26 protein-coding genes are annotated in these 22,039 nt (G+C 66.7%); all 26 read right to left on the reverse strand.

Features of this window, described 5'->3' with window-relative positions; genetic code table 11:
- Positions 1-144: 144 nt before the first annotated feature.
- The gene (locus V5F63_RS11745; RefSeq protein ID WP_394101873.1) at positions 145-1,515 is read right to left on the reverse strand and encodes an SGNH/GDSL hydrolase family protein; all 1,371 of its coding nucleotides are present in this window, start codon (positions 1,513-1,515) and stop codon (positions 145-147) included.
- On the reverse strand, positions 1,515-1,739 hold the full coding sequence (locus V5F63_RS11750; RefSeq protein WP_394101874.1) for a hypothetical protein: 225 nt from the start codon (positions 1,737-1,739) through the stop codon (positions 1,515-1,517). Before V5F63_RS11750 ends, V5F63_RS11745 begins: the two co-directional genes overlap by 1 nt.
- A gap of 1 nt (position 1,740) precedes the next feature.
- Positions 1,741-2,088, reverse strand: coding sequence for a hypothetical protein (locus V5F63_RS11755; RefSeq protein ID WP_394101875.1), 348 nt, complete (start codon positions 2,086-2,088; stop codon positions 1,741-1,743).
- Positions 2,081-2,440 (reverse strand): hypothetical protein, encoded by a 360-nt coding sequence (locus tag V5F63_RS11760; protein WP_394101876.1) that lies wholly within the window; start codon positions 2,438-2,440, stop codon positions 2,081-2,083. The genes V5F63_RS11755 and V5F63_RS11760 overlap by 8 nt, the downstream gene beginning before the upstream one ends.
- 37 nt (positions 2,441-2,477) lie before the next feature.
- Positions 2,478-3,290 (reverse strand): hypothetical protein, encoded by an 813-nt coding sequence (locus V5F63_RS11765; RefSeq protein ID WP_394101877.1) that lies wholly within the window; start codon positions 3,288-3,290, stop codon positions 2,478-2,480.
- 2 nt (positions 3,291-3,292) lie between these two features.
- Complete coding sequence (locus V5F63_RS11770) at positions 3,293-5,173, reverse strand: sialate O-acetylesterase (RefSeq protein WP_394101878.1); 1,881 nt, start codon at positions 5,171-5,173, stop codon at positions 3,293-3,295.
- A 4-nt stretch (positions 5,174-5,177) separates the two neighbouring features.
- Complete coding sequence (locus V5F63_RS11775) at positions 5,178-8,612, reverse strand: phage tail protein (RefSeq protein ID WP_394101879.1); 3,435 nt, start codon at positions 8,610-8,612, stop codon at positions 5,178-5,180.
- Positions 8,609-9,055 carry an NlpC/P60 family protein gene (locus tag V5F63_RS11780; protein WP_394101880.1) on the reverse strand — a complete coding sequence of 149 codons (447 nt, stop codon included), beginning with the start codon at positions 9,053-9,055 and terminating at the stop codon, positions 8,609-8,611. The genes V5F63_RS11775 and V5F63_RS11780 overlap by 4 nt, the downstream gene beginning before the upstream one ends.
- 5 nt (positions 9,056-9,060) lie before the next feature.
- Entirely contained in the window at positions 9,061-9,570 is a 510-nt protein-coding gene (locus V5F63_RS11785) for a DUF1833 family protein (RefSeq protein WP_394101881.1), read from the reverse strand.
- Entirely contained in the window at positions 9,570-9,926 is a 357-nt protein-coding gene (locus V5F63_RS11790) for a hypothetical protein (RefSeq protein ID WP_394101882.1), read from the reverse strand. The genes V5F63_RS11785 and V5F63_RS11790 overlap by 1 nt, the downstream gene beginning before the upstream one ends.
- 1 nt (position 9,927) lies before the next feature.
- Positions 9,928-11,976, reverse strand: a complete 2,049-nt coding sequence (locus tag V5F63_RS11795; RefSeq protein ID WP_394101883.1) for a tape measure protein — start codon at positions 11,974-11,976, stop codon at positions 9,928-9,930.
- Positions 11,977-11,979: 3 nt separating this feature from the next.
- Positions 11,980-12,135 carry a hypothetical protein gene (locus V5F63_RS11800; RefSeq protein ID WP_394101884.1) on the reverse strand — a complete coding sequence of 52 codons (156 nt, stop codon included), beginning with the start codon at positions 12,133-12,135 and terminating at the stop codon, positions 11,980-11,982.
- Positions 12,132-12,572 (reverse strand): gene transfer agent family protein, encoded by a 441-nt coding sequence (locus V5F63_RS11805; RefSeq protein WP_394101885.1) that lies wholly within the window; start codon positions 12,570-12,572, stop codon positions 12,132-12,134. Before V5F63_RS11805 ends, V5F63_RS11800 begins: the two co-directional genes overlap by 4 nt.
- Positions 12,572-13,012, reverse strand: a complete 441-nt coding sequence (locus V5F63_RS11810; RefSeq protein ID WP_394101886.1) for a phage tail tube protein — start codon at positions 13,010-13,012, stop codon at positions 12,572-12,574. The genes V5F63_RS11805 and V5F63_RS11810 overlap by 1 nt, the downstream gene beginning before the upstream one ends.
- A gap of 52 nt (positions 13,013-13,064) precedes the next feature.
- Positions 13,065-13,478 carry a DUF3168 domain-containing protein gene (locus tag V5F63_RS11815; protein ID WP_394101887.1) on the reverse strand — a complete coding sequence of 138 codons (414 nt, stop codon included), beginning with the start codon at positions 13,476-13,478 and terminating at the stop codon, positions 13,065-13,067.
- A complete protein-coding gene (locus V5F63_RS11820; protein ID WP_394101888.1) occupies positions 13,475-13,936 on the reverse strand; it encodes an HK97-gp10 family putative phage morphogenesis protein in 462 nt (153 codons plus the stop codon). Before V5F63_RS11820 ends, V5F63_RS11815 begins: the two co-directional genes overlap by 4 nt.
- Entirely contained in the window at positions 13,936-14,262 is a 327-nt protein-coding gene (locus V5F63_RS11825) for a head-tail adaptor protein (protein WP_394101889.1), read from the reverse strand. Before V5F63_RS11825 ends, V5F63_RS11820 begins: the two co-directional genes overlap by 1 nt.
- A 29-nt stretch (positions 14,263-14,291) precedes the next feature.
- Entirely contained in the window at positions 14,292-14,795 is a 504-nt protein-coding gene (locus V5F63_RS11830) for a hypothetical protein (RefSeq protein ID WP_394101890.1), read from the reverse strand.
- Between the two features lie 172 nt (positions 14,796-14,967).
- Positions 14,968-15,558 carry a head-tail connector protein gene (locus V5F63_RS11835; RefSeq protein ID WP_394101891.1) on the reverse strand — a complete coding sequence of 197 codons (591 nt, stop codon included), beginning with the start codon at positions 15,556-15,558 and terminating at the stop codon, positions 14,968-14,970.
- Between the two features lie 6 nt (positions 15,559-15,564).
- A complete protein-coding gene (locus V5F63_RS11840; RefSeq protein WP_394101892.1) occupies positions 15,565-15,939 on the reverse strand; it encodes a hypothetical protein in 375 nt (124 codons plus the stop codon).
- Between the two features lie 43 nt (positions 15,940-15,982).
- Positions 15,983-16,210 (reverse strand): hypothetical protein, encoded by a 228-nt coding sequence (locus tag V5F63_RS11845; protein ID WP_394101893.1) that lies wholly within the window; start codon positions 16,208-16,210, stop codon positions 15,983-15,985.
- A 63-nt stretch (positions 16,211-16,273) separates the two neighbouring features.
- Positions 16,274-17,482, reverse strand: a complete 1,209-nt coding sequence (locus V5F63_RS11850) for a phage major capsid protein (RefSeq protein ID WP_394101894.1) — start codon at positions 17,480-17,482, stop codon at positions 16,274-16,276.
- A gap of 11 nt (positions 17,483-17,493) precedes the next feature.
- The gene (locus V5F63_RS11855; protein WP_394101895.1) at positions 17,494-18,198 is read right to left on the reverse strand and encodes an HK97 family phage prohead protease; all 705 of its coding nucleotides are present in this window, start codon (positions 18,196-18,198) and stop codon (positions 17,494-17,496) included.
- Between the two features lie 9 nt (positions 18,199-18,207).
- Positions 18,208-19,419 carry a phage portal protein gene (locus V5F63_RS11860; protein ID WP_394101896.1) on the reverse strand — a complete coding sequence of 404 codons (1,212 nt, stop codon included), beginning with the start codon at positions 19,417-19,419 and terminating at the stop codon, positions 18,208-18,210.
- A gap of 44 nt (positions 19,420-19,463) precedes the next feature.
- Positions 19,464-21,245, reverse strand: a complete 1,782-nt coding sequence (locus V5F63_RS11865) for a terminase large subunit (RefSeq protein ID WP_394101897.1) — start codon at positions 21,243-21,245, stop codon at positions 19,464-19,466.
- A gap of 9 nt (positions 21,246-21,254) precedes the next feature.
- A complete protein-coding gene (locus V5F63_RS11870) occupies positions 21,255-21,896 on the reverse strand; it encodes a P27 family phage terminase small subunit (RefSeq protein WP_394101898.1) in 642 nt (213 codons plus the stop codon).
- Positions 21,897-22,039: the final 143 nt, after the last annotated feature.

Here is a 22,039-nt window from a genome sequence, read left to right on the forward strand (position 1 = left end):
TTCCTGATAGAGAGGCTTCAGCCGTCTTTCACGCGCCACGTGGAGCCGGTCAGAGCCGGGCGGCAAGGCCCCTAAACCATGGCCGCCCGGCTCGCCCTCAAGGCTTGGGAGGCCGCCTGAAGACGACTTGGAGCCCAAAGATGCTCATACGGCCGTGAACTGCTGCCGCTCCCAACATCTGGAAATTCGGGCCGTCACGCTGCCCGCCCCGGCGCTGACAAGCCGAAGCGTCCACGTGAAGTTTCCCGCCGCATCAGGGACGACACAGTAGGCCGTTCGGTGGGTCACAAGGCGGGCGTCATCCGGGCCAGCTACAGCCGGAGCACCCGAAGGCCCCAACGAGGTGGTCACATTAAAGTCCTGCATTGTCGTATTGAGGACCTCGTTGCGCATAAAGGAGCCCCAATAGTTGGTCGCACCCGCGTCAATCTTCACTACGCACCCGGCCCTCAGTATATCTCCGGGAGACATATGAGTTGCCGAGATTGACTGGCTGAGAATGATTTGCTCGCCACGCTGCGTGAATGTCGCCGCAACAACCAGGTCATTGCCATACCCATCAGCGTTGGCCACGAGCGACATGTCAGCAGTGGGTACGCCGACACGAGAGTACGTCCAGTTCGCCGGCCGCACCCCCGTGATGCCTGTCGGAAGGGTGGGCCCTCCCGTAGTGGTCAAGAACAGCCCGTTCTGGATGGCATTGATGCCTTCCATGAGGGCCGATTGATATTCGAAGCCTGCCGCCGACATGCATGGGGCCGGAACCGTCACCGGGAGCAGCGCGGCGGCCAATGCCTTTGCGATCATCCAGTTTGCAAAGTGGTTCCAATGAACATAGTCATCAAAATACCCACTGCGGTGTGTGATCTGCGTCGTTGCGGAAGGCTCCCAGCAAATATACGCCGCATCGATCAAGATCACGGCGTTGTTGCCCCATGCATACTCTCTGAGTCTCTGGTTGATCTTCAGTGTCTCGCGTAGCTTGGTGAGATCGAACTGATAGGGCCCACCGCCGCCGCCGGTTTCCGTGAACAGAATGACACGGCGTCCTGCCGCGCGGCACGCATCAAGGGCCGCTTTCAGCCCGGTTGACCATGCCCCAGAGGAGTACCCATTCCAGATTTGATCGGCCGTCAGTCCAAACTGTATATCGTTGAAGTATCCATGAATAACGATGTACCCGGCCCCAGAGGCCAGCGCCTGAGGTAGACGCGCTAAGTATTCATCATGTCGTTCACCGGGAACCGCGTAGTTCGCGAGAGGCGTCATCCGCTGGCCAAGCAAGGCGTTGGCCATGTTCATGACGCTATTGGCGCTCAACGCAGAACTTCGGGGGGTCGACGCGCCGCCGTACATATAAGCCATTCGGCTATCGCCGATTGTCGTATACTGCTGATTTGCGGGCCCCCCCATTGCGAAATTTGTGGCGAGGCTGGCGGCCCCCTCCGCCCGCTCGCGCACCTTCTTGAGCCCCGCCCGCGTGGCGAACAGGGCCACCATTTCCCCGAAGGTCATCACTGGCGCTCCCAAACGCTCTGCGTGAGCAGGTTGCCGCTGCCGTCCCAGGTGAAGGTCATCACCCACGAGTCCGTGCCGTCCGTCTTCGTCATGGTCAGCGGGTTGCCATCCACGTCATAGGTGGCGCCGGTCATGGGCAGGCTGTCCGGATAGATCACGACGCCCGTGTCATCGAGCACCCCCAGCCGGGCGGCGCCGGCGGTGTCGGAAACCCTCGGCATCTCAGTATCTCCAGCTGCCATTGCGGAAATTGAGGATGAGCGTCACGTCGCTCACATCGACCACCAGGTCTTCGGCCGCGCCGTTGAAGGTCGCGCCATTGCGGCCGAGCGTGAGGTCCGCCGCGCCGGCCTTGTAGATCCACACCTCGGCGCCCTCGGCCGGCGTGGGCGGCAAGGTCACCGTGAAGGCCCCGCCGGAGGTGTCGCACTGGAGCCGGTCGCCATGCGCGGCCGTGCGGGCGGATGTCACCACCACCCACGGATTGAGCCCGGGCGGCCCCTGCGCGCCCATGGCGGGAATGTTCACGTCGATAACCACGGCATCGACGATCACCTGCACCTCAGTCATCGTTCAGCCCCCCAAGGCCCTCGATCCCACCCTCGAGCCACAAGCCCTGTCCGCCCCCGGGCTCCACCTGCTCAAGCTCGTAGGAGGCCAGCCGGCCGAGCGGAAAAATCCGGCTCTGCTCCAGCGTTCGCGGCCAGGTGATGCGGGTCCAGGCTGCGCCGTCGATGGTCACCGCCTCCGCCACGAGGCTGCCATCCTCAGTGCTGAGGGCGAGCGCCGACTTGCCGCGGACAGCGACCCGCAAGCGCCACTCGCTGCCGGTGCCGTCGATCTTGATCTGCACCACGAATGCCGGCTCGGTCGTGCCGCGCCAGATGGGGAGGTCGTAGTGTCCCGGGATGGATGGGGGCATGGGCCTTCTCGATCAGGAGGGGGCCGGCGCAGGCCGGCTAGATCGTGACGCCGCGTTCCGCCATGCGGGTCCGCGCCGACGAGATCAGTTCCGCAAGGCCGGTCTGGTCGCGTGCGCCGGTGTAGAGGGCAAAGAGCCCCATGCCGCCGGCCACGGAGATTCCGTTGATGCGGGTGAGGCCGATGCGCCAGAACTCGGCCGAGCGCGCCGCATATTCGGCCACGCGCGCGGTCTCGGTGGCGGACACCTCTTGGTCCTGATTGGTCCGCATCCGCACCGCGCCGGTGACCGGATCGACCGACCACGCAAAGGCGAACCAATCATTGGCCGCGCCGGTCAGGGTCAACACCTTGGCGGCGCCGGAGGGAGACACCCAATCGGGGTTGGCGAACAGCGCCGGACGGGGCGTCGTGGTGGAGAGATCGCGGAACAGCGTGATCGCAAGAGTATTCGTATAAGACGGGTCGCCGGAAAGGTTGGGGACCGCGCCGCTGCGGTTGGCCAGGGCCGGGTAAAGGCCGGACGCGGCGGCGGTCGTGCAGCGCAGGACCGCGACGCCGGACATGGCACCGCCATAGGCGAAGGGAGGCGCCCACATGATGCCGTTGCCGGTCGTGAATGCGATGCCCTCGGCCGAACGGGTCGGAGAGGCGGAGCCGGAGAGAAGGGTGGCATTTGCCCCCGCTGCTGAGGAATCGACCGCCACGGATACCGCGTCGCCCACTTCCCCATCCTCAAAGAGATAGAGCCCGGCGAGCCCTTCGGCTGGGAAGCCAAGCGCGCGCGGTGTGAACCGCGGCAGGCCGAGGCCGGAAAAGTCCGCCCCCGGAATGACAATCTTGAGCGGCATCGTCAGAACTCCGAATATCCGATCGGCCAACAGCCGGCGACGGAATAGTTGTTCGGCGGGTATCTCTTGCCCACAAGCGGCGCAATGTTCTCACCGGCATATTGCCCGCTGCCGCTGGTGTAGGAATAAAGATCATACGCGGGCATGTTTTCACTGTCGCCGATGTTGGATACGCCACCGAATACTGCGCTCGGCGCAATCCAGAACAGCCCATCGGCCGGGATATCGGCGAAGGTCTCGATATCGATGATGGTGTCGGCCACGATGGTCACCGAGGCGATCGACACGTTGACGTTGGCTGCCGTCGAAATTCGGATGCCCTTCGTCGCAAAGCTCGTGGGCGTGTTGACCACCAGCGCATCCAGCCACTGGAGCGGCGGCGTCGGCACATGGAAATGGACGCGCAGGCGGCGGGCGGTCACGCGCTCCACAGCGAGTGGGGACAACGGCCGCCAGCTGCGGCCCTCGCCGATTGCCCGCGCCGCCGCCCGGCCCATGCATTGGCCGAACCAGCGCGAGCCGTTGCTGTTGAGGTGCCCGCTCTTGTCCGGCATCGGATAGACCGGCCCGGCCAGAATGACGGTCGCGGGGTTCTCCAGAGCATAATCGAGCTGCGCCATGCCCACATGCAGGCCGGGCGTGCCGGCGCTGTCGGCATCCTGCGAATAGGTCGCCCCCGTCTGGTAGAGGAGCAGCAACGGCGCCTCGGTCTGTCCGGTGATAGACTTGATGTCCGCCACCATATCCGCGTGCAGCTGCGCCAACGCCGCCTTGTAGGCCGCCCGCGTGGCCTTGGTGGAGCCCCACGTGGTCGCATAGTCGTATTCGCCCTGCATCCACATGATGGCGGTGACGACGTGCGTTTGGGAGGCGCCGGTCGCGGCGGCGTGCGCCTGCGTCACCGCGGAGATCAGGCGACTGTAGCGGTTCGTCGCGTCCTGCCCGTTGACCTTGGACAGCTGCTCGATCGTCTTTCCGGAGACCGCCGGGCACACGACATTGAACGACGGCGGCGCGCCGAGGCTGCGGCGGCCCAGCAGCCAGGCGAGGACATGGACAGCGCCGATGGCCGGGCTTTCGCCGCGCGCAGGGTCACCAGGGGAGAGCGCTGCAACCTCCGCGTCGGAGTAGACCGTGGTCGCGGCGGCGGCCCGGCACTTCGCCACCAGCGGCTGAAACCCGGTGGGCGACAATTGGGTGTAGGTGGTACCGTCCTCTTCCTGAGGCCGCACGTCGCCGCCCAGCATGGTGGCCCCGAACAGCGCCGTCTTGCTCAGGGCCGGCCACGTCTCCTGCCCAGCGGCAAGGGACTGCCCATAAAGGACGATCGTGTTGTGATCGGCCATGGGTAGCTGAATATCCGTCATCGGGATATCCCTCCACGCCGCCGCCGCCAGCTTGTTCCGCTGGTCAAGGGCCACGATGTCCTGTCCGGACAGAGGGGAAGGCGCGAGATAAAGGGTGTTGTCGTCGCCGACACCCATCACCACGTTGCCGTCTTCGTCGGTGATGGCCCAGTGATAGTTGGCCTCGGCGTGGAATTCGTGCAGCAGCCCGTCGCTGCCGGTGGGGCTCCCCAGCCGCAGCTCGCGCATGGCCCCGGACACGGCCCGCAGAAGCGGCACGGCGAAGGTGCCGTCATCCAGCACAGCCGCCGCGCCGTTGCCGGCATCGTCGCCGATATACGCAACCGGCGTCTCGCCCGAGCCGATCAGCTCGTGCGGCGCCACGAGGCCGAGCGCGCTTTCCGATCCGATCAGCCCACCACCCACGCCGGCCACGATGGCCCACAACGCCGCGATGGCGTCATAGACGCCCTCGGCATAGGTGTTGCCGTCAATGTCCGTGTCCGGATGCTTCGGGGGGTAGACCGGCGTCACCATGCCATCAACTCCAACTGAAGGATGCTTCGCCGCGCCGGCCCGCGCCGCCGTTCTGCGAATTGCCGACGCCGGGGGCACCAGGGGCGCCGACGGTCACCACCATGACGGTGCCGGGCACGAGATCGCCGCGCGCGTAGGTGCGCACCTTTCTGCCGCCCGAACCGGTGCCGGACGTGAGGTAGTTCGTGCCGGAAATGGTCCGGAACGCGCCCGAAGCCCCCGCGCCGGGCGCAGAGCCTTGGTTTCCATTGCCGTTGACCGTGACGGCTGCGCCGCCGGTTCCCGTCGTGCCGAGCGCGTTTGCGCCCACGCCGGAGGCTGTGGTGCCCGTGGGCGCGCCGCCGGCATTTCCAGTTGTTCCGGTGCCGGGGCCGGATGTCGATCCGCCAGGCCCCGCCGTCGTGCGGCTCGCCGGCACCGGAGAGCCACCCGCCACCATCCCGTCGAAGATGGTGTCGCCGCCTGCCGTGCCGGCCGGGAAGGTGCTGGAGTTGGTGATCCCGTGGGAGCCGGCCGAGCCGCCCACCAGCGTCACATTCAAGCTGGTCTCATAGTTCGGCACCACGAAATAGAAGGAGCCCTCGTGGTCATAGGTGACGCTTCCCGGCGCATCGAACGTGCCGGAGGCAGTGCGCACCAGCTCCGGCGCCTCATCGACGGCGGTGAGGGCGAATGTCAGATCGTCATCGCCGGGCTCGATATTGAAGATGAGGACGCGGGTCGTCTCCTCATCCACCGGCCCCCAGAAAACCAGCGAGGCCTCATCCCCCGCGCCGATCGCCGGCACCGTCTGCACGTCGAAGCCGGACACCACCGTCACCGTGGCGTCGGCAATGGGCGTCTCCAGCGTCACCGTTTCGTGCCAGCCCATGCCTTCGGTGATGCGATGGGTGGAGAAGGTGCCGTCCGCCCGGCGGATGACGATGCCGACCGGGCCGAGCACCCCCACATCCGCCAGGCTTTCCACCTCGCCCATGTCCGTGATGTCGCCGAAGGTCTCGGCGGTCACATAGATGCCGGCGTCGAGCACCAGGCCGGTGATGTTCCCGCCGGACACGATCTTGGACTTGATGCGCGCGGCGCCGGCCTGTCGCGTGAGCACGTCGTGGGTGAGCCCCACCAGCGAGCCCCGGCGACAGACGATCGCCTCGGCCGGGGCGGTCCAGTAATAGAAGGTGGATCGGGCCTCGCCCTGCGCCAGGTCGAAGGCGCCGCGCGCCGTCACTTCCGGCACGCTTACCAGCCCCTTGTATGTCACCCCCTCGAGGTTGCTTCCGGTGGCGCCAGGGCGCATCACCACAAGCTGCTGGTCCTCATAGTCCGCGCCCTTGTCGGGATAGGTGATGCGGAACCCATCCGGCAGGCGCGGAAACGCCTTTTCCCAGCGCAGCCCGGCCGCGTTGCGCGCCGAGAAGATCTGCACCGGGGCCTCCGCCGAGCGATCCTTGTCCTCATAGACGCCCCACACTTCGCTTTGCGCGGGGCGCGCATAGCCGCAGGCGGCGGCCATCGCGAGGGTGTCCATCACGGCATCGCCCTGCACGATGGCGTTGCACTGGTAGCCCTCGCTCGCGCAGCTCGCCCGCCAGTCGTCGAGGCTGTCCTCGTCGAGGAGATCCACCGGGAGCGGATCGGCGTTCAGGGTGCCGGCGAGCACGAAGCGGTAATGATGGGCCGGGTTGCTGGTGGTGATCCACGGTGCGTCGAGATCGGTGATGTCAGGAACATAGCCGGAGGCCAGCACCGAGACGTTCTCGATCGCCCGGTTCTTTGCCCGCACCACGATCTTCGCATCGCCGGGCAAGGGCGCCGGGCTGGCATCCCACTCGGATTGGCACCGCAGCATGTAGCAGGAGCCAAACCAATCGTCGTCGTTGTTGATGACGTAGACGCCGGCCGTCAGGAAATAGCCAAAATAGTCGTAGACCCAGCCTGTCAGGGGCTGGGCATAGGTGGATGTCGTGAGCCCGCTCTTGAGAACCAGAGCGCTCCTGCGGATGCGCACCTCATAGGTGGCCTTCGGGAAGAGATCGGGGTCGAGATAGAAAGTGGCGCTGTCGCTGGTGAGATGGGTGTGCAGCACGCCGGTCGTGGCCGTGTTGCCATCTTCCAGCACGTTGACCGTCTTGGTCGGATCGGAAAAATAGCTGTGCGCGGTGAGCCCGCCGATGCCGGCCGGAGAAGCCCCGGACTGCACCGGCACCGAGCGGAAGGCGTAGACGAAACCCTTGTTCGCGGGCGGGTTCGGCACGGTCCCCGGTTCGGCTGTCCAGTCGAGGACGATCTCGCCTTTCTTCGGGTCCGTGCGGCGCGAGGAATACCAGAGTTCCGGAAGCACGGTCCAGGCCGTGGCGCCGCGCGGGCGGATTTCCACCCGCAACGCCATCATCACATAGGCGTTTTCGGTGTCCGACGCCGAGGAGCCCACCCCTTGCGGGAAATCGAGGCGAATGCGGGCGCGGTCGGGATTGCGCCGCGTCGCCACCATCTGCCAGGACGGCACGTCCTGCGCCGGGTTGTCCTGATGCTTCAGGCGCTTCTGGCTGTCCGGGTTGAGCACATGGGGGCTCAATTCGACAGACGAGCCGGTGATGCGGCTCTGTTTCGTGATGAGCGTCAGGGCGGTGTCGCTGCCCCACCCCTCGCGCACCTCGTATTCCACATCGTCCGCGTCCTCGATCCCCGCGTCTCCGATGCGAATCTGCTCGAGCTTGTGCGGCCCGGCGAGCATGCCGACGACGGTCACATATTCGTCCTGATCGACAAGCTCGTAATAGGCATCATTCACCAGCGCCGGGAACACGCGATAGGTGCCTATCACGCGCGGCAGCGCCTCGCCGGGGCCGATGATGTTTCCCGAGGCGGAGGCCGCCCCGCGATTGTCCGCCTTGCGGGTGCGGGCGGTGTCCGTGGGCGCCGCCGTGAGCGCGCCCAGCGCCAGCGCGCCGGCAAGGCCCACGCCCAGCGCCAGCGCCTTGGCGCCGATGCCGGTGCCGAGAAACGACAGCGCGCCGCCGGAAGCGAAGAGTCCGCCCGTGAGGGCCGAGCCGGTCGCGCCCGCCAGAAAGCCGCCGGCAATGCCCGCCGTCGCCAGCGTGAGGGCCAACGCCGCCACGATCCCGATGATGGCTTTGCCGCTGTCCCCGCCGCCGCTGCCGCCTCCGCCGCGCGGCGCCATGTGCAGCGTGACATAGGTGGGCAGGCCGGAGGCGGAGGGCTTCGGCCGCACCCAGCACCACAATTCGCGCGGCACGAGGTTGCCGCTGATGCGCACCTCGCCATAGCGCTCGAAGCCCGGCGGCAGGTCGGGCGTCGCCGCCACAAGCTCGCCGATGGTCGGCCCGTGCTCGGCATAGAATCGCCCATGCACGCCCATGAACGGGCCGCCATAAGCCACCGAATAGACGGGCGCACCCTCGGGAGGGAGAACATGCTTCACGCGGGAACCTCCCTCGCAAGGGCCTCGTGTCGATGAAGGGACAGCCGCCGCCATCGCACCTGTGGCGAGCGGGCGGCGGGAACGATGACGGCCGCGGTCGCGGCTTCCACGTGCAGGACATGCCGGGCGTCCACCATCACGCCCACATGCTGGGGCCGCCCGGCCATCACCAGCACGTCAAAGGGGCGGGCATCGCCGGCGACGGGGAGCCAGGGCGCGAGGGCGCTGTGATCCCGAATGGTGCGGGTCACCCGCGCGAGGTCTCCCGCCGAAATCTCCCCGTAGGTGGGCAGATCGATCCCCAGCACCTCGGCGAACACCAGGCGCACGAGGCCCCAGCAATCACAGCCGGTGCGGTCTCGCCCGCCGTCGAGAAAGGGGATGCCGACATAGGGGGTCGCCCACCCGGCCGGAGCCGGGAGGCGCAAGTCCTGCGATGTCATGCCATCTACCGATACAGGGCCGGGCACCGTTCCTGCGTCGCGCGCCGACCGGGCCATGTGTCTTGGGTGTAGTCCCAGCTTACGAGGTCGCCGGTGACGGCGAGGGGGTTCACCGAGACATTGACGAGAAACAGGTGCTTGGCCGAATAGGCCACCAGCGGCGTGCCGAGCGGCGTGCGCGGGTCGGCGCCTTGATCGAACTCGCTCGCGGCGAGGATATCGATCTGCACCCGCGCCGGGGACGTGATGGCACGCAACGCGTCGCCGATCTTGCGGTCGACGTTCTGCACCTCGATCTGCGTGCGTGGCGCGCCCTCCCCATCGGACAGCAGGGCGAACTTGAACGGGAAGCCGATCCACGTCTCGCCAAGCCACAGGTAGTCGACACCATCGGCAGCGACCCGGATCGAGGTCGCCAGCGACGCATGGGAGATGGTGAGAAAGCCGATGATGGCCTCGCCACTCTCCTGCAGATCGAGCACGCGCCGCAGCGACGAGGGGATGACGCGGCGCATCAGGGCAGCTGCCGCAACTGCATGGCCACGCGCACCTTGCGGTTGGTGACCCCCGCGAGCGCCCATCCAGGCTTCGGATCGAACTTCCAGCGGGCGGGCACGCCGGTGAGGGGGTGGTCGAAATTGAAGGGCATGGCGCCGGCCTTCAGGTCGTCGCGATACCAGGCCAGGAACACCAGATATTCCGCCTTGGTGAACAGGAAGGTGCCGCCGCTGGCCATGGTGAACACCGTGCCGCGCCGCCGGTCGATGGTCGGCCCCGCCTCCGGAGCGAAGGACGCGAGGCTTGGGCTGGGCGCCTCCTGCCATGTGCCCTGTTCCGGCTGGCAGGGGAGGGTCGAAGGCCAATCCACCATGTCAGCCCTTCCGTACCGGCGCCGGCATCAGCGAGTAGCGCCCGCGCGCCGGGGTGTCATAGCCGCCCGAGGCGAAATCCTTGCGCGCGGCGTCGAGAAAGATGCGCAGGACGGCCTGCCCATTGGGGCCGCGCGTCGTCTCCGCCCGCGCGCCGGCTTCCACGCCAGTGTTGTTCACCACCTGCACGGATGTGCCGCCACCAAAGCCACCGGCGCGGGCCGGGAGCCCGCCCACGGCGCCACCCGTGGCGAAATGCGGGACATGCAAGCCTCCGGAGTTGATGGCCTCCAACAACTTGCGATAGCGGCGCGCTGGGGCAGCGCGAACGATGAACTCGTCATTGGACACCCAAGCGGGGATGCTATCTGAGGTTCCAGTTCCGGGACCGACAACTCGGCCACCCGTGGCTGCCTTCACCGCGCCACCGCCGACGCTGCCGCCCGCGGAGAAACCGAAGCCGGTGATGCCAAAGCCCTCGAAAAGCTGCTTGAACAACTGCTTGGAAATCATGTCGAGAAGCTGATCGAGCATCCGCCCGAGCGAGTCCGTCACGGCATCGATGGCGTCACCGCTCTTGCGCATGGCGGAGATGCCGGCGGACAGCGAGGAGGCGAGGCCGTCCTGCACATCCTCCACCATGCGATAGGATTCCCGCGCCTTGTCCACTTTCTCGGCGGCGCGGGCATAGGCCTCGGCCTCGGCGTTGATTTGCGCCGTCAGTTCCGGCGTGATGGCCTTGCCGTCCGCCTTTGCAGCGTTGAGAAGCTCTTGAGCAACGCGGGCCTTCTCTACCTCGAAGGTCGACCTTCCCACGGTCGATGCTTCAAGTTCCAAGGCTGCCGTGCGGTCCCGAATTTGCTGCGTCTCGCGCGCGTAATCGCTGGAGCCAGACCCACCTTTCTTTGACGCGCCGCCGGCGACGGGATAGTCCGCCGCCTTGATGGGCTTGGTGGGGGGCGCAAGATTGCGATCCGGATCACTGCCGATTCCGCCAGACCCAAAAGGCGCGGCGGGGCCGATGGGCACAAGAATGCGGCCAGATGGAGCCCCGTTTATAAAATCGGAAACAGTGTTGGCCCCGAAAATGGCCTGATTGAACTTGGTGCCAAGATTGAGCCCATTCTTGTTCACATAGTCCTGCAGGTCGGCCAGCATCTTGAGGGCGTCAATCACGAACTGGATCGCCGGCTGAAGCTCCTTGAAGCCATCCGCCATGGATGAAAGCTCGGCCACAAACGACTTCGAAAAGCCGTTGGCGGCGTCGATCTCGCCAATCAGCCGCGTGACCGCGTTCTGCACCCGCGTGAAGGCCTGCGAGATGGTCGGTTCGGCATTGGCCGCCGCATCGCGGATGGTCTGCACCCCGGCCTGAAAGCCCTTGAAGAATGCGACGTTAGAAATCTCGCCGTCATTCACCAGCTGCTTCAGCCTGGAGACGCTGCCGCCTGCCTCCTCGATGCCGGCCGCCACGGCCTGCAGGATGGGCCGGGCGCCTTCGTTGATGGAGTTGAACTCCTCAGCCTGCACGCGGGCGGAGCCCAGCAGCTGGGACAGCTGGAGGAGCGCGCCCGTCGCCTCATCCGGCGAGGTGCCGGCGACACGCAGGGCCATGGCCACGTCTTCCGAGAACTGGATCAGCTCGGAACTGCTGGCGCCCAATTCCTTCTGCGCCTGCGCCGCGCGGCCATAGAGGGTCGTCAATGCCTCCAGCGGCACGCCCTGCCGCTGCGCGGCGCCATAAAGCGCGTCAAGGATATCCTTCACCGCCGCGCCGGAGAGGCCCGCCACCTTTAGCGAGTTGGTCGCCTTGGTCCATGCATCGGCATACTGGATCACCTCGCGCACGCCGAGGCCGACGCCGAGGACGCCCAGGGCTTGCCCGCCCACGCCCGAAAATGAACGCCCGATATTGCCCTGCATCTGGGCAAAGGTGCGCTCGACTTTCTTGGCCGTGGCGGCAGAGCGGCCCTCGGCGCGCGCGAGGGCCTTCTCGAACTTCGCGGTCTGCGCTTCCAGCTGAACCGTCAGGCGCTCAAGCTCGGTCGCCATTCGTCACCTCGCCGCCACCCGCGCCGCAGCCTGCGCATCCAGCGCATCGCTCGCCGCGACCATCGCCTCATATTCGGCATCCGTGGGCGCCGCCGGCGCGTCCGCGCCGTGCGCGCGCTGCCAACCATCCACATAGGCGCCGAACTGAAACAGGCTCATGCTTCCGATGACATCGGGGCCGAGCCCGAGGATGGCGCCGGCTCCGTAGACGGCGGAGGCGGAGAGACGCCCGTCTCCGCTTCCGCCTCCTCTTTTCCCGGCTGGCGCCCCACGCTTTCCCCCTCCGGCGGGGACAGCGTCGCGCCCACCACCATGGCGGCGATCGGCACGCATTCCAGCAGCGGGCGGGCCGGATAGGCATAGCGCTGCACGAGGCGGAGCGCGTCGGGTGCCGACATGCCGCCGCCGATCAGGCCGAGCCGCAGCGTCTCGTGGATATCCTCCACCCGCCAGCTGGTGCCGCGCAGCCGCATGAACAGATCCATGGGGCCGGCGTTCGTCTTCTCCTGCAGCTCGAGGAGTTGCGCCAGCGCCAGGCGGAATGTCTGGTCGCCATCTCCGAACGGCAGGACGACGCGGGCGTCGAAGGCCGCCATCAGACGGTCGCCGCCGTGAGGGGGCCATCGCCGGTGAGGGTGACATCATAGGTCACCTTGTCGCCGTCCTCGCCGGTGATGTTGAATTCGGTGAGGTGGGCGGCGCCGCTGTAGCGCCGCACGGTCGCATCCGAGAAGGTGATGTCCACCTGCAGATTCTTCGCCGTGTCAAGGTCGAAGAAGTCATCCCAGATGGCGACATGCGCCTTCAGGATCTTGCCGGAGCCGGAGACCGCCCACGAGCGGGACAGCACCTCCTGTTCGGTCCACGGCACGGCGTCGAGGTCGTCGCAATCCGGGCTGGTGGAGGCGTTCACCTCCTTGGTGCGGTTGAGCCCGCGCGAGGTCATGGCGCAGGGCGCCGCGAAAACCTCCGGGCTGGCGCCATCGCCCAGCTTCACCAGCATCTTGCGCCCCGAGGCGGAAATGCCCTGCGTCATCGTAAATGCTCCATTTTCGCCAAGGTTGAAGGTCCGGGCCGGCGGCGCCGGCTCAGGGCGTTTCCGTGAGCGCCCGGAAGGTGAGAACCCCGTGGGTGGTGCGCCCGTCCGGGTCCGCGAAGATGCGGCCGTCGCGATAGGTGATTTCCACCAGCACCTGACTGACACCGAGATCGAGGGCGGCGAGGTGCAGGGCCGAGCGGATGGCGGCGTGGATGAGCCCCGCCCGCTGGCGGCCGCCCTCGCGCGTCCACACGTCGATGTCGAGGAACGCCTCGGTTTCGTCCGTGCAGCCCGTCCCGGCGTCGAGGGACTGATAGGCGGCGATGTTCACATACGGCATGGTGGGCGCATCGCCCGTGGGCAGCGCGCCATAGACGCGGCCATCCACAAGGCCCGCCAGCGTCGTGTCGGCCAACAGCGCCGCCACCACGGCGGAGACCAGCGGAACGTAGGGGTCGCTCATGAGGCCGCCACCTTTTTCGCCGCCTTGGTGATGGCGCGCGACACCTTGGACTTCATCTTCTTTCGCTCGGCCCGGTAGGCCGGAAAGAAAAAGGGTTGCGCCCGCGTGCCAGGATGCCGCGTGCCGGTGAACTTGCCCTTGTTCGGGTGCGCCGCCGTTCCGAACTCCACCCAGCGCGCATAAAAGGCCTTGTCGTTGCCCGCATAGATGGTGAGGCGCATATCCTTGGCGCCCTTGCGGGGGCGGGACTTGGCCAGCACGATGGCGCCCCGGGGAGGGTCGCCCCACGTCCAGCCGATGCTGTCGCGCAGGTCGCCGGCATCCACCGGGGCCAGATGGCGCGCGAGGTTCACCACCTCCTGCGCCGCCTCTTCCATGGCCCTGCGGATTTCCTCCCGGGCGGCGTCCGGGATGGCCCTCAGCTTGCGCCGCAGGCTGGCGAGCCCCTTGATGGCCATCAGGCCGCAACCCCGGCGGTGCCCATCATCTTCAGCCAGGCGCGGGAGCCGTCCGGGTCCGCCGCCGGGCTGGTGAGGGCGAACACCTCGCCGCTATGCACATCCACGGCGCGCCACGCGGCAGTGATGCGCCGGGTGGAGGTGGACCGCCGCACGGTGATCTCCACCGGCTGGAGGCCCGTCAGGCGCGCCGCCAGCACCGTTTCCGAGCCCATGCGGGAGAACACCTCGGCGGACACCGTGAACTCTTCCCGCCAGCCATCCTCCACTTCGTTGAGCGCGTTGCTCGCCGGGGCGGGGCTTTCGAAGCGGAGGCGGCGGGTCATGGCACCGGCGGACGGCATGGCGAGGCCGATCAGGCCGAGTTGCCGAGGATGGCGATCTGATAGGTGGCGGACGCCGAGCCGGAGCCGTTCAGGATCTTGAGAATGTCCCCGGTCGTGGCCGTCACCGGCCACCCCGTCTTGGGCGCGCACAGCACGAGGGTTCCGCCGGGCTTGACGGCCACGGTATGCGTGGCGCCGCCGAACGGCCCGGTGAAGGTGTTGGAGGCCGCGCCGCCCACCACGATATCGGCGCCATTGGCCAGGGCGGCCTTGACGACGATGGCGCGGACCTTGGCGAAGGTGATCGCCGCGCCGGCCGAATCCGTGAGGCCGCCGGCGAGATCGAGGCTGTCCGACGCGCTCGCGGAGAGGGTGCGCTCATCGGACCAGATGCGGTCGGCCTTGAAGTCCGTGAGGCCATCGACGAAGGCGGTGTTGAGCCCCACCTCGTGCGTGACGACGCGGCCGGTCGGGCCGTCCACCACATGCTCACGCCCCTTGATGCCCCCATAGATGTCGGCGGTGATGGTCATCGGCGGTGATCCTCAGGTTTCGGGACAAGGATTGCGGCACCCGCCGCGATGGCGTCATCGGCGCAGCGGCGCCGCACCAGCAGCACGGCGCCCGCGGGAAACTGGATGGTGACACGCCCGCCGCGCTCCGGCGGGCTCCAGGGAAACGGCGCGAGAAACCGCACCCACGGCATCAAACGCCCCAGATGCGGAGGGGGTTCAAAAGGGCCTCTACCCCCATGGGGGTGGGGGCCGACCTTCCGTCGACCAGCATTTCGCGGTTGGCGTACCAGTGCGCCACCATCAGCAGAACAGCTTGGCGAATGGGGGCCGCACGCTCGTCTTCGGCAAGGTAACCCGCCGTGTACCGCACCCGTAGCCGGCCAAACGGACCGATGTCCGGCCACCGCCCGGATAATGGGAACACGGCTACGGTATCCCCGACCCATGGCATTTTCCGCACATCCGCAAGCGGCAAGGTCTGGGATACTCCTGCGACATCGTCGAAGGTGATTTCCACGATCTCATGGAAAGGCGGCTCGGGGAGCACTTCCGGGCCGGCCGGGCACGCGACGGACAGCTCAAGGGTCCGCCGGGCCAATGAGCGCCCAAACCATTGACCGGGGGCGCTGAGATGCGCTTCCGCCGCAACCAGAAGGCCGCTGAGATAAAGATCGTCGTCAGCGAAATCCTGCGCCCGCACATGTGCCTTGGCTTCGGAAAGAGAGACCAAGGTGTCGGTGGGGGGCTCGACGACGCTGACGACGCGGGTGGAAGGAATCATGTGGCCTCAGTCGTCCATCAGAACGTGAAAGGCGCCGGCCTTGGCGTTTCCGCCCTGCGCGATGGAGATCTTCACCCGATCGCTGGCGAGGCCGACCTTGTCCTGCACGGCGGTGCCGCCGGAGGCGAATAGGGACGCGACGCCGGCCTGCGAATGCGTCGGCTGGCGCGGCGCCCGGACGGCGGAAGCGTTCACGTCGCTTTCCGTCCAGAGATTGACGCCGGTCGCCTCGCCCGTGATGGTGAAATCGACGCCATTGGCGAAGGCGTTCGAACCGTCCTTCACATACTCGATCTGATGGACCTTGCCGGACAGTCGCGGGGTATAGGCAACAGCGCTGCCGTCCGCTGCCGTGGTGATGGCGACTTTGTAGCGACGCATGACGATCTCCTTTGCTCGGCGCCGGAGCGCCTGTTGCGCAGCCCTACTTGGCGGACCGCTTTCGGGTGGTCTTGTTCGCCGGAGCCGGCTCGGCCTTGTTCAGAGGGGAAGGCGCGGCCTTTTCCTCGGCATGCAGCCGCACGAAGCGGGCCGGGTGCCGGTTCAGGAGCTCACTGCCCAGCGCTTCGCTGACTTCGAATTCCTCGCCCGGCCGCAGGCTGTCCGCCTTCACCGCGCTGATGCTGATCTGGTCGGTTGCCCGCAACTTCATGGCTTGTCCTCCGAAGGTTGTGGCGGCGGCGAAGAAACGCCGCCGCCGGTGTCAGTGCCCCGCTCAGGTGGCCGCCAGGGCGTCGCTGAAGTCGCCCTTGACGAAGGCCTCCGGCCGATAGACGGCAAGGGCGAGGCGCTCCTCGGCGCGGATGGTCACGAGGTTCTTCCGGAAGTTGTCGCTGTCCTCGGTCGAGATCTCGACGTTGGCGTCCTCGCGGTCGAAGATCTGCGCGCCGAGCTGGAAGGCGCCCACCAGGAACTTGTCCAGGGTCATGGCCTGCGTCTCCACCACAGGCAGGCGCCAGAGGCGCGGCTCGACGCCACCCTGCGGATTGGCGAACAGATAGGCGCCTTCATCGGTCTTGGTGAGCTCGATGTCGGCCCAGTCGGACGGATGCATGACGATGCCGTTCGACGGGTACTCGGCGAGGAACGCCTGCAGGATGGCGAGCCGGATGATGTCGATCTTGGTGAGGTTGCCCGCGGCAGACGGCACGATGGGCGCCGCGTAGGCGGTCGCCTGCGTGTAGATGCCGTTCAGGTCCGTTCCGGTGCCGCCGCCGTTGAGGAGCTGGTTCTCCTCGACATACATCAGGCCGTAGCGAAGCCGCCCATCGATGTAGCTCTGCAGCTGCGGCACATCGTCGAGGATCTGCTTGGTGGCCAGAACCCAGTGGGCGATGGTGGTGACCGCCGTGGTCACGATATCGAACTTGATCTCGGACTGCGGCTTCGCCGAGCCTGCGGTTTCCGAGACGGTGGCGGCGGAATTGGTAAAGCCCGTCTCCTTGACGTACTGGATGGCATTCGACGCCGTCCGGCCGGGCGTAAGCAGATCGCGGATGGTCATGCGGCGCTGGGGCAGGCCAAGAATGCCGGGCTGGCGCTGCGGCACGATGAGATCGCCGGCGGAGCCGTCCGCATCGGTCGTGAGAGCCGAGATGATGGCCTTGACCGGGATGCTCACGCGCCCCTTGCCGCCCGACTTCACGAACGCCTTCAGATCTTCGTGCTCGGCAACGGACTGCCCGACAGACTTCCGCTTCTCCGGCTCGCCCTGGCCACGCGCGAGCTTCTGTTCGATCTCGCCGAGCCGGGCAGACAGCTCGTTGTGCTTGATGAGCGCCTCGTCGGCCGCCTTCTTGGTGTCTTCCGTCACCTTGCCGAGGTTCTTCATCTCGGCCTGCGTGGTCTCGGCGGTCTTTTTCACCTCGTCGGCCGCCTTCTTGAGGTCGGCCGCGAGGGTCTTGAGTTCGTTTTCGTCGGACATCTGTCGCTCCGTCAGGTGCGGGGGAGGAAGGACGCCGCGGCCTCCTTGAGTGCACGCAAAGCGTCGTCTTTCGCCTTCTCGCCCTCGGACTCGCTCCGAATGGCCTTCGCATAGCCGACAGAGGCGATCTGCACGGCCATGGACTTGGGGACGCCTGCCTCGCGCAGGATGTCCTCGAATTCCTTCACGGGCATGGGCTCACCGTCGCGCAGGCGCCGGGCGAACTCTTCCATGCGCTCCGACTTGACGGAGGTGACGGTGGCGCGGCGGTTGGCGGGGAAGTTCACAAGTGAAACCTCCCACAGCCCCAGCGCCTTCAGCATTGTGACGCCCGCCCGCTTCGGATCGGGCTCGGCACCGCCGGGCATCACTTCATAGCCGATGGACATGCCCCGCATGGCCCGGCGCTTGAGCGCGGTATGCACGCGCGCGCCGAGCGGATCATCGAGCGAGATGGTGCCCTTGACCCAAAGCCCCTTGCGGTCCTCGCTCATTTCATCCCAGGTGCCGATCGGCACCTCGTCGGCTTTGTGGCCGAACAGCATGAGCGGCATCGTGCCGTCCTTCTGGTGCTTGGCCAGGCTTTCGGCGAAGGCCCCGGGCAACACAATGTCGCCATAGCTGTCCGGCGCCCCGCCGAACGTGCTGCCGTAGCCCTCGACCACGCCTTCGGCCGAGACATCCTTGATGCTGAGCGCAAATTCCTTGGTCTTCATGGGGAGTTCCTAGACGGGCTCGCCGGGGGCCGGCTGGACTGCGCGGGGCGGAGACTTCCCCAGCTGATCGAGAGGCACGAGGTTGGACTGCACCGTGAGCACGTCGCCGCCCGGCAGGGGCGGGCGGTTGTCCATCGCGCGCCCTTCGTTTCGGGTGAGGTAGCCGTTCTGGCCGAGCGCGCCGAGCATGCTGGCGCGGCCCGCGCTGTCGGCACGCAGCAGGCCCTCGACATTGAATTCCGCATAGAAGCGCGTCCGCTCGCCAGGCGCGATCAGCCGCTTCTTGATGGCCTGCTCGATTCGGGTGAGGTACGGCCGCAGCCCCAGCGTGAGCCATCCCAACATGATCTGCTCGACGCCGGAGCCCCACATGGTCTGCCCATCGGCCGAGTGTCCGATCAGCACCGGGGGAACGCGCAGCCAGCGGCAGATTTCCTCGACGCTGAATTTCCAGCTGAGGAGCATCTCGGCATCCTTCGGCGGAAGACTCACCGTCTTTACGTCAAAACCATGCTCGAGGAGGCCGGCCGACGCTGTCGCCTCCGCGCCCACATAAGGATCGATGAAGGTCTTGCGGAAGTCCGCTCGCTGGTCCGGACCCATCTTGACGCCGGGCGGCGCTGTGAAGAAAACCGAGGCCTTCATACCATTCTTGAAGGTCGCGCCCGCGCTTGCTGCAATGGCCTCGGCGAGGCCGAGCGTCTGGCGCGCATAGGAGACCGGAGACAGGCCAAGATCGCCGCCATCCCCGAACCCGCGCACATGGAATATGTCCGCTTCCCCCCGGTCCTCGGATACGCCCCGGAATGTGTAGCGATACCGCAGCGCATTATTGCGATCGCGCGTGACCGTCATCAGGCCCGGAGCAGACGGCAGCAGCGTGAGGGCGACAATCCGCTCCCCGATCCGCTCGATGCGCGCATAGGCGTTGCCATAGGTGCAAAGCGCGAGGAGCACGCCTTCCCAGAATTCGACGGCGGTCTGATCAGCGTTCGGGCTGTCATGGAGAAGCGCATAGAGCGGGTGGGTTGCCGCCTTTTGCGCTCCGCCCCCGTCCATCCGTTCGAATACCCCCAGAGGGAGGGTCGCTACGGTCTCGGAAATCAGACGCACGCACGCCCACCACGCCGCCATCTGCATCGCGCCCTGCGCGCCGACCGCCCGGCCGGACCAGATGCCCTGTTGCGCCTGCCGGGCGTTCTCCGGGTCGCGCACCTTCACGGCGGGCCAGAGCGACAGCAGGTCGGAAAGGCGCCAGCCAGCCATCAGGCCATGATCCCATTCTTGAGGAAGTCGTCGATGTTCACCGCGTCCTCCCCCGTGATCGTGAGCCCGGCCGCCATCACGCCGGCAACGATGCCGTCGATTTTTTCGGCGGATGACTTCTTGGCCGGCATGAAGTTCATGTTTTCGTCGAACCGGACCTGCGCATTCCCGGCCATCCAGCGCAGCACCGGGTGGCCGCCGTGATCGAGTTGGCCGGCGTAGACCATGCGCTCGAAGTGCCGGCTGGCCTCGCCGAGGGTGCGGATGCCCTGCCGCATCTCCACCATGAGGGCAGGGTCCATGCCCTCGGCCACCATGTCGGTGTAGAGCTTGCGGGCGTTCCACGGGTCGAAGCCAATGCCGGCAACGTCATAAAGCCCCAGACCTTCCTGCAGGGCCTTCATGACGAACGACTGGTCCACATAGTCGCCCGGCGTGGTGGAGAGCGCGCCCGATGCGACCCACCGGTCGTAGGGGACGCGATCATTCTTCACCCGGGCGGCAACGGTTGCTTCCGGCACCCAGAAGCGGCAGGCCATCCGCCACGCCTGATCGTCCTCGCACGGCGGGAACAGCCAGAGGAGGCAGGTCACGTCCTGCGTCGACGACACGTCGATGGCGCCGAATGCGCGACGCCCGCGGAGCATGTTACAATCCGGCTCGGCGTAGCGCCGCCAGGCTTGCGGGTCGCTGGCGCAGGCATCCCACTTCTTGAGGTTCAGCCAGCGTACCGTGGCCTCCACCCACTGATTGAGGTGGTAGCGCCGGAAATTGGCCTCGGCCCTCGGATTGTCCTTCGCAAGTTGCGCCTCGCGGCGCAGGAACGCGATGGTGGGCGAGCGCCCGAGTGACGGATTCGGCTTCCGCCATACCTCCTCGTCCTGCCAGTCCGCATCCGCATCGGCCGCGAACACCACCACCAGCGTGGACGGATCTTCGATCCGCCCGTCGAGGATGGCGAGGCTTTCTTCCCACAGCGCCCAGCCCGTGGCGTTGGACTTCAGGCCAGCCGTCGAGGCGTAAAGCTCGATCGGCTGGAGCCGCGTTCCCGTGCCCTGCCGCAGGAAAGTCATCATGTCGTCGGAGCGCCATTCGTGCATCTCGTCGCCGAGGATGACGGAGGGCGCCATGCCATGCTTGCCTTCGGCCTTGCCGGTCAGCAGCTCGAACTTCGATTGCGTCTGCTGTACCCAAAGCGAGGACTTGTAAGCCTTGATCGGCTTCTGCAGGTGGGGCGAGAGCGACGCCATCACCTTCATCTTGTTGAAGGCAATGCGGGCCTGCTTCTCGTCGCGGGCGAAGACGTAGCCTTCACCCCCGAACACGCCATCGACCGCGTAGAAGAGCAGCGCCAGGGCCGCCAGGAACTCGCTCTTGCCGTTCTTTCGCGGCACCCACAGCATGAGCCGCCGGAACAGCCTGACATGCTCGAAACGGACGGCCCCCGTGTCTTCGTCCGAGACTTCGACGGGCGCCTTCCACCCCACGAGGAGCCGGACGATCAGCTCCTGCCAGTCGATCAGAACGAACGGCTTGCCCGCAAATCGGTCGCTCGTCAGCCGGAAGACGGTCGGCCAGATGCGAACGGCGGCGTCGGCCTTGGCGGAATCGAACCACGCACCAGGTACAGCCGCTGCCCGGCGCCAGGCGAGGCGCGCCCATTCATACCCGAGATCGTCAGCCGCGCGGCGCAGCCACTCCGGCTCGGGGAACAGCTGAGCGCCGGCCGCCGCCTGCAACGCCGCTGCGGATACCTGCGCTGCGCCGGCGGCAGCGTCCATGAAGCCTCATCAGTTGGTACGTGACCCCGGCGGCAGACTGTCGAAGCGGCCAAGCAACCCGATGGCGTCATCCGCCGGTGAGGCCTCCGGCTGGGCAGGCGCCGGTTGCTGGTCCGCGTCGGGTCGGCCGACGCCGCCGAACAGGCCCCGCCCATTGGGCAATTCGGCATGGCTGCGAAACAGGTTCGCGCGGTCGAGGGGCGTGAGGCCAAACCGCTTGGACATCTCCAGCATGATCTTCGACGCAGCCTCGCGCCGGTCGACGGAGGGGTTCACCCTCGGCATCAGGTCTCCGGAGACCGTCTTGACGTTGCGCGAGAAGCCGTTCGCGGCAACGTCCTCATTGGCCTCGGCCCATTCGCCAACCGCCACACAGAACAGGGCGAAGGTGAAGCGGTCCAGGGCTTCGAACAGGTGCAGCTTGGCGAGCTTCGGCACGTAGTCACGCCACACCGCCAGCGCAGCGGCAAAGCGCTCATCCATGAAGCGGGGAGGGGACAGAGCCCCGTCACCATCGCCCGGCGCCGACGCCAGAAGTTCGGCGAGGTGGTGCTGCCGCTCGATCGCTTTGTCGACCTTCGTTTTGCGCCGGTTGGGATACCCCTTCGCCTTCTCCAGGTCGGGCGGGGTGCCGCGTCGTCCGCGCGTCATGGTCCGCCTCCATCAAGTGGCTGGGACAAAAAAACATTTCCCCCAATTCCGCGCCGGAAAAGAGTGTCTTGACCCGCCGGTCCGGGGTTCGAAGGGGCCAGAGTTTTGACCCACCCCCCCCTGCCACACGAAGCAGCATGAAA

The sequence above is a fragment of the Xanthobacter wiegelii genome (assembly GCF_043193855.2).
Lineage (GTDB): Bacteria > Pseudomonadota > Alphaproteobacteria > Rhizobiales > Xanthobacteraceae > Xanthobacter > Xanthobacter flavus_A.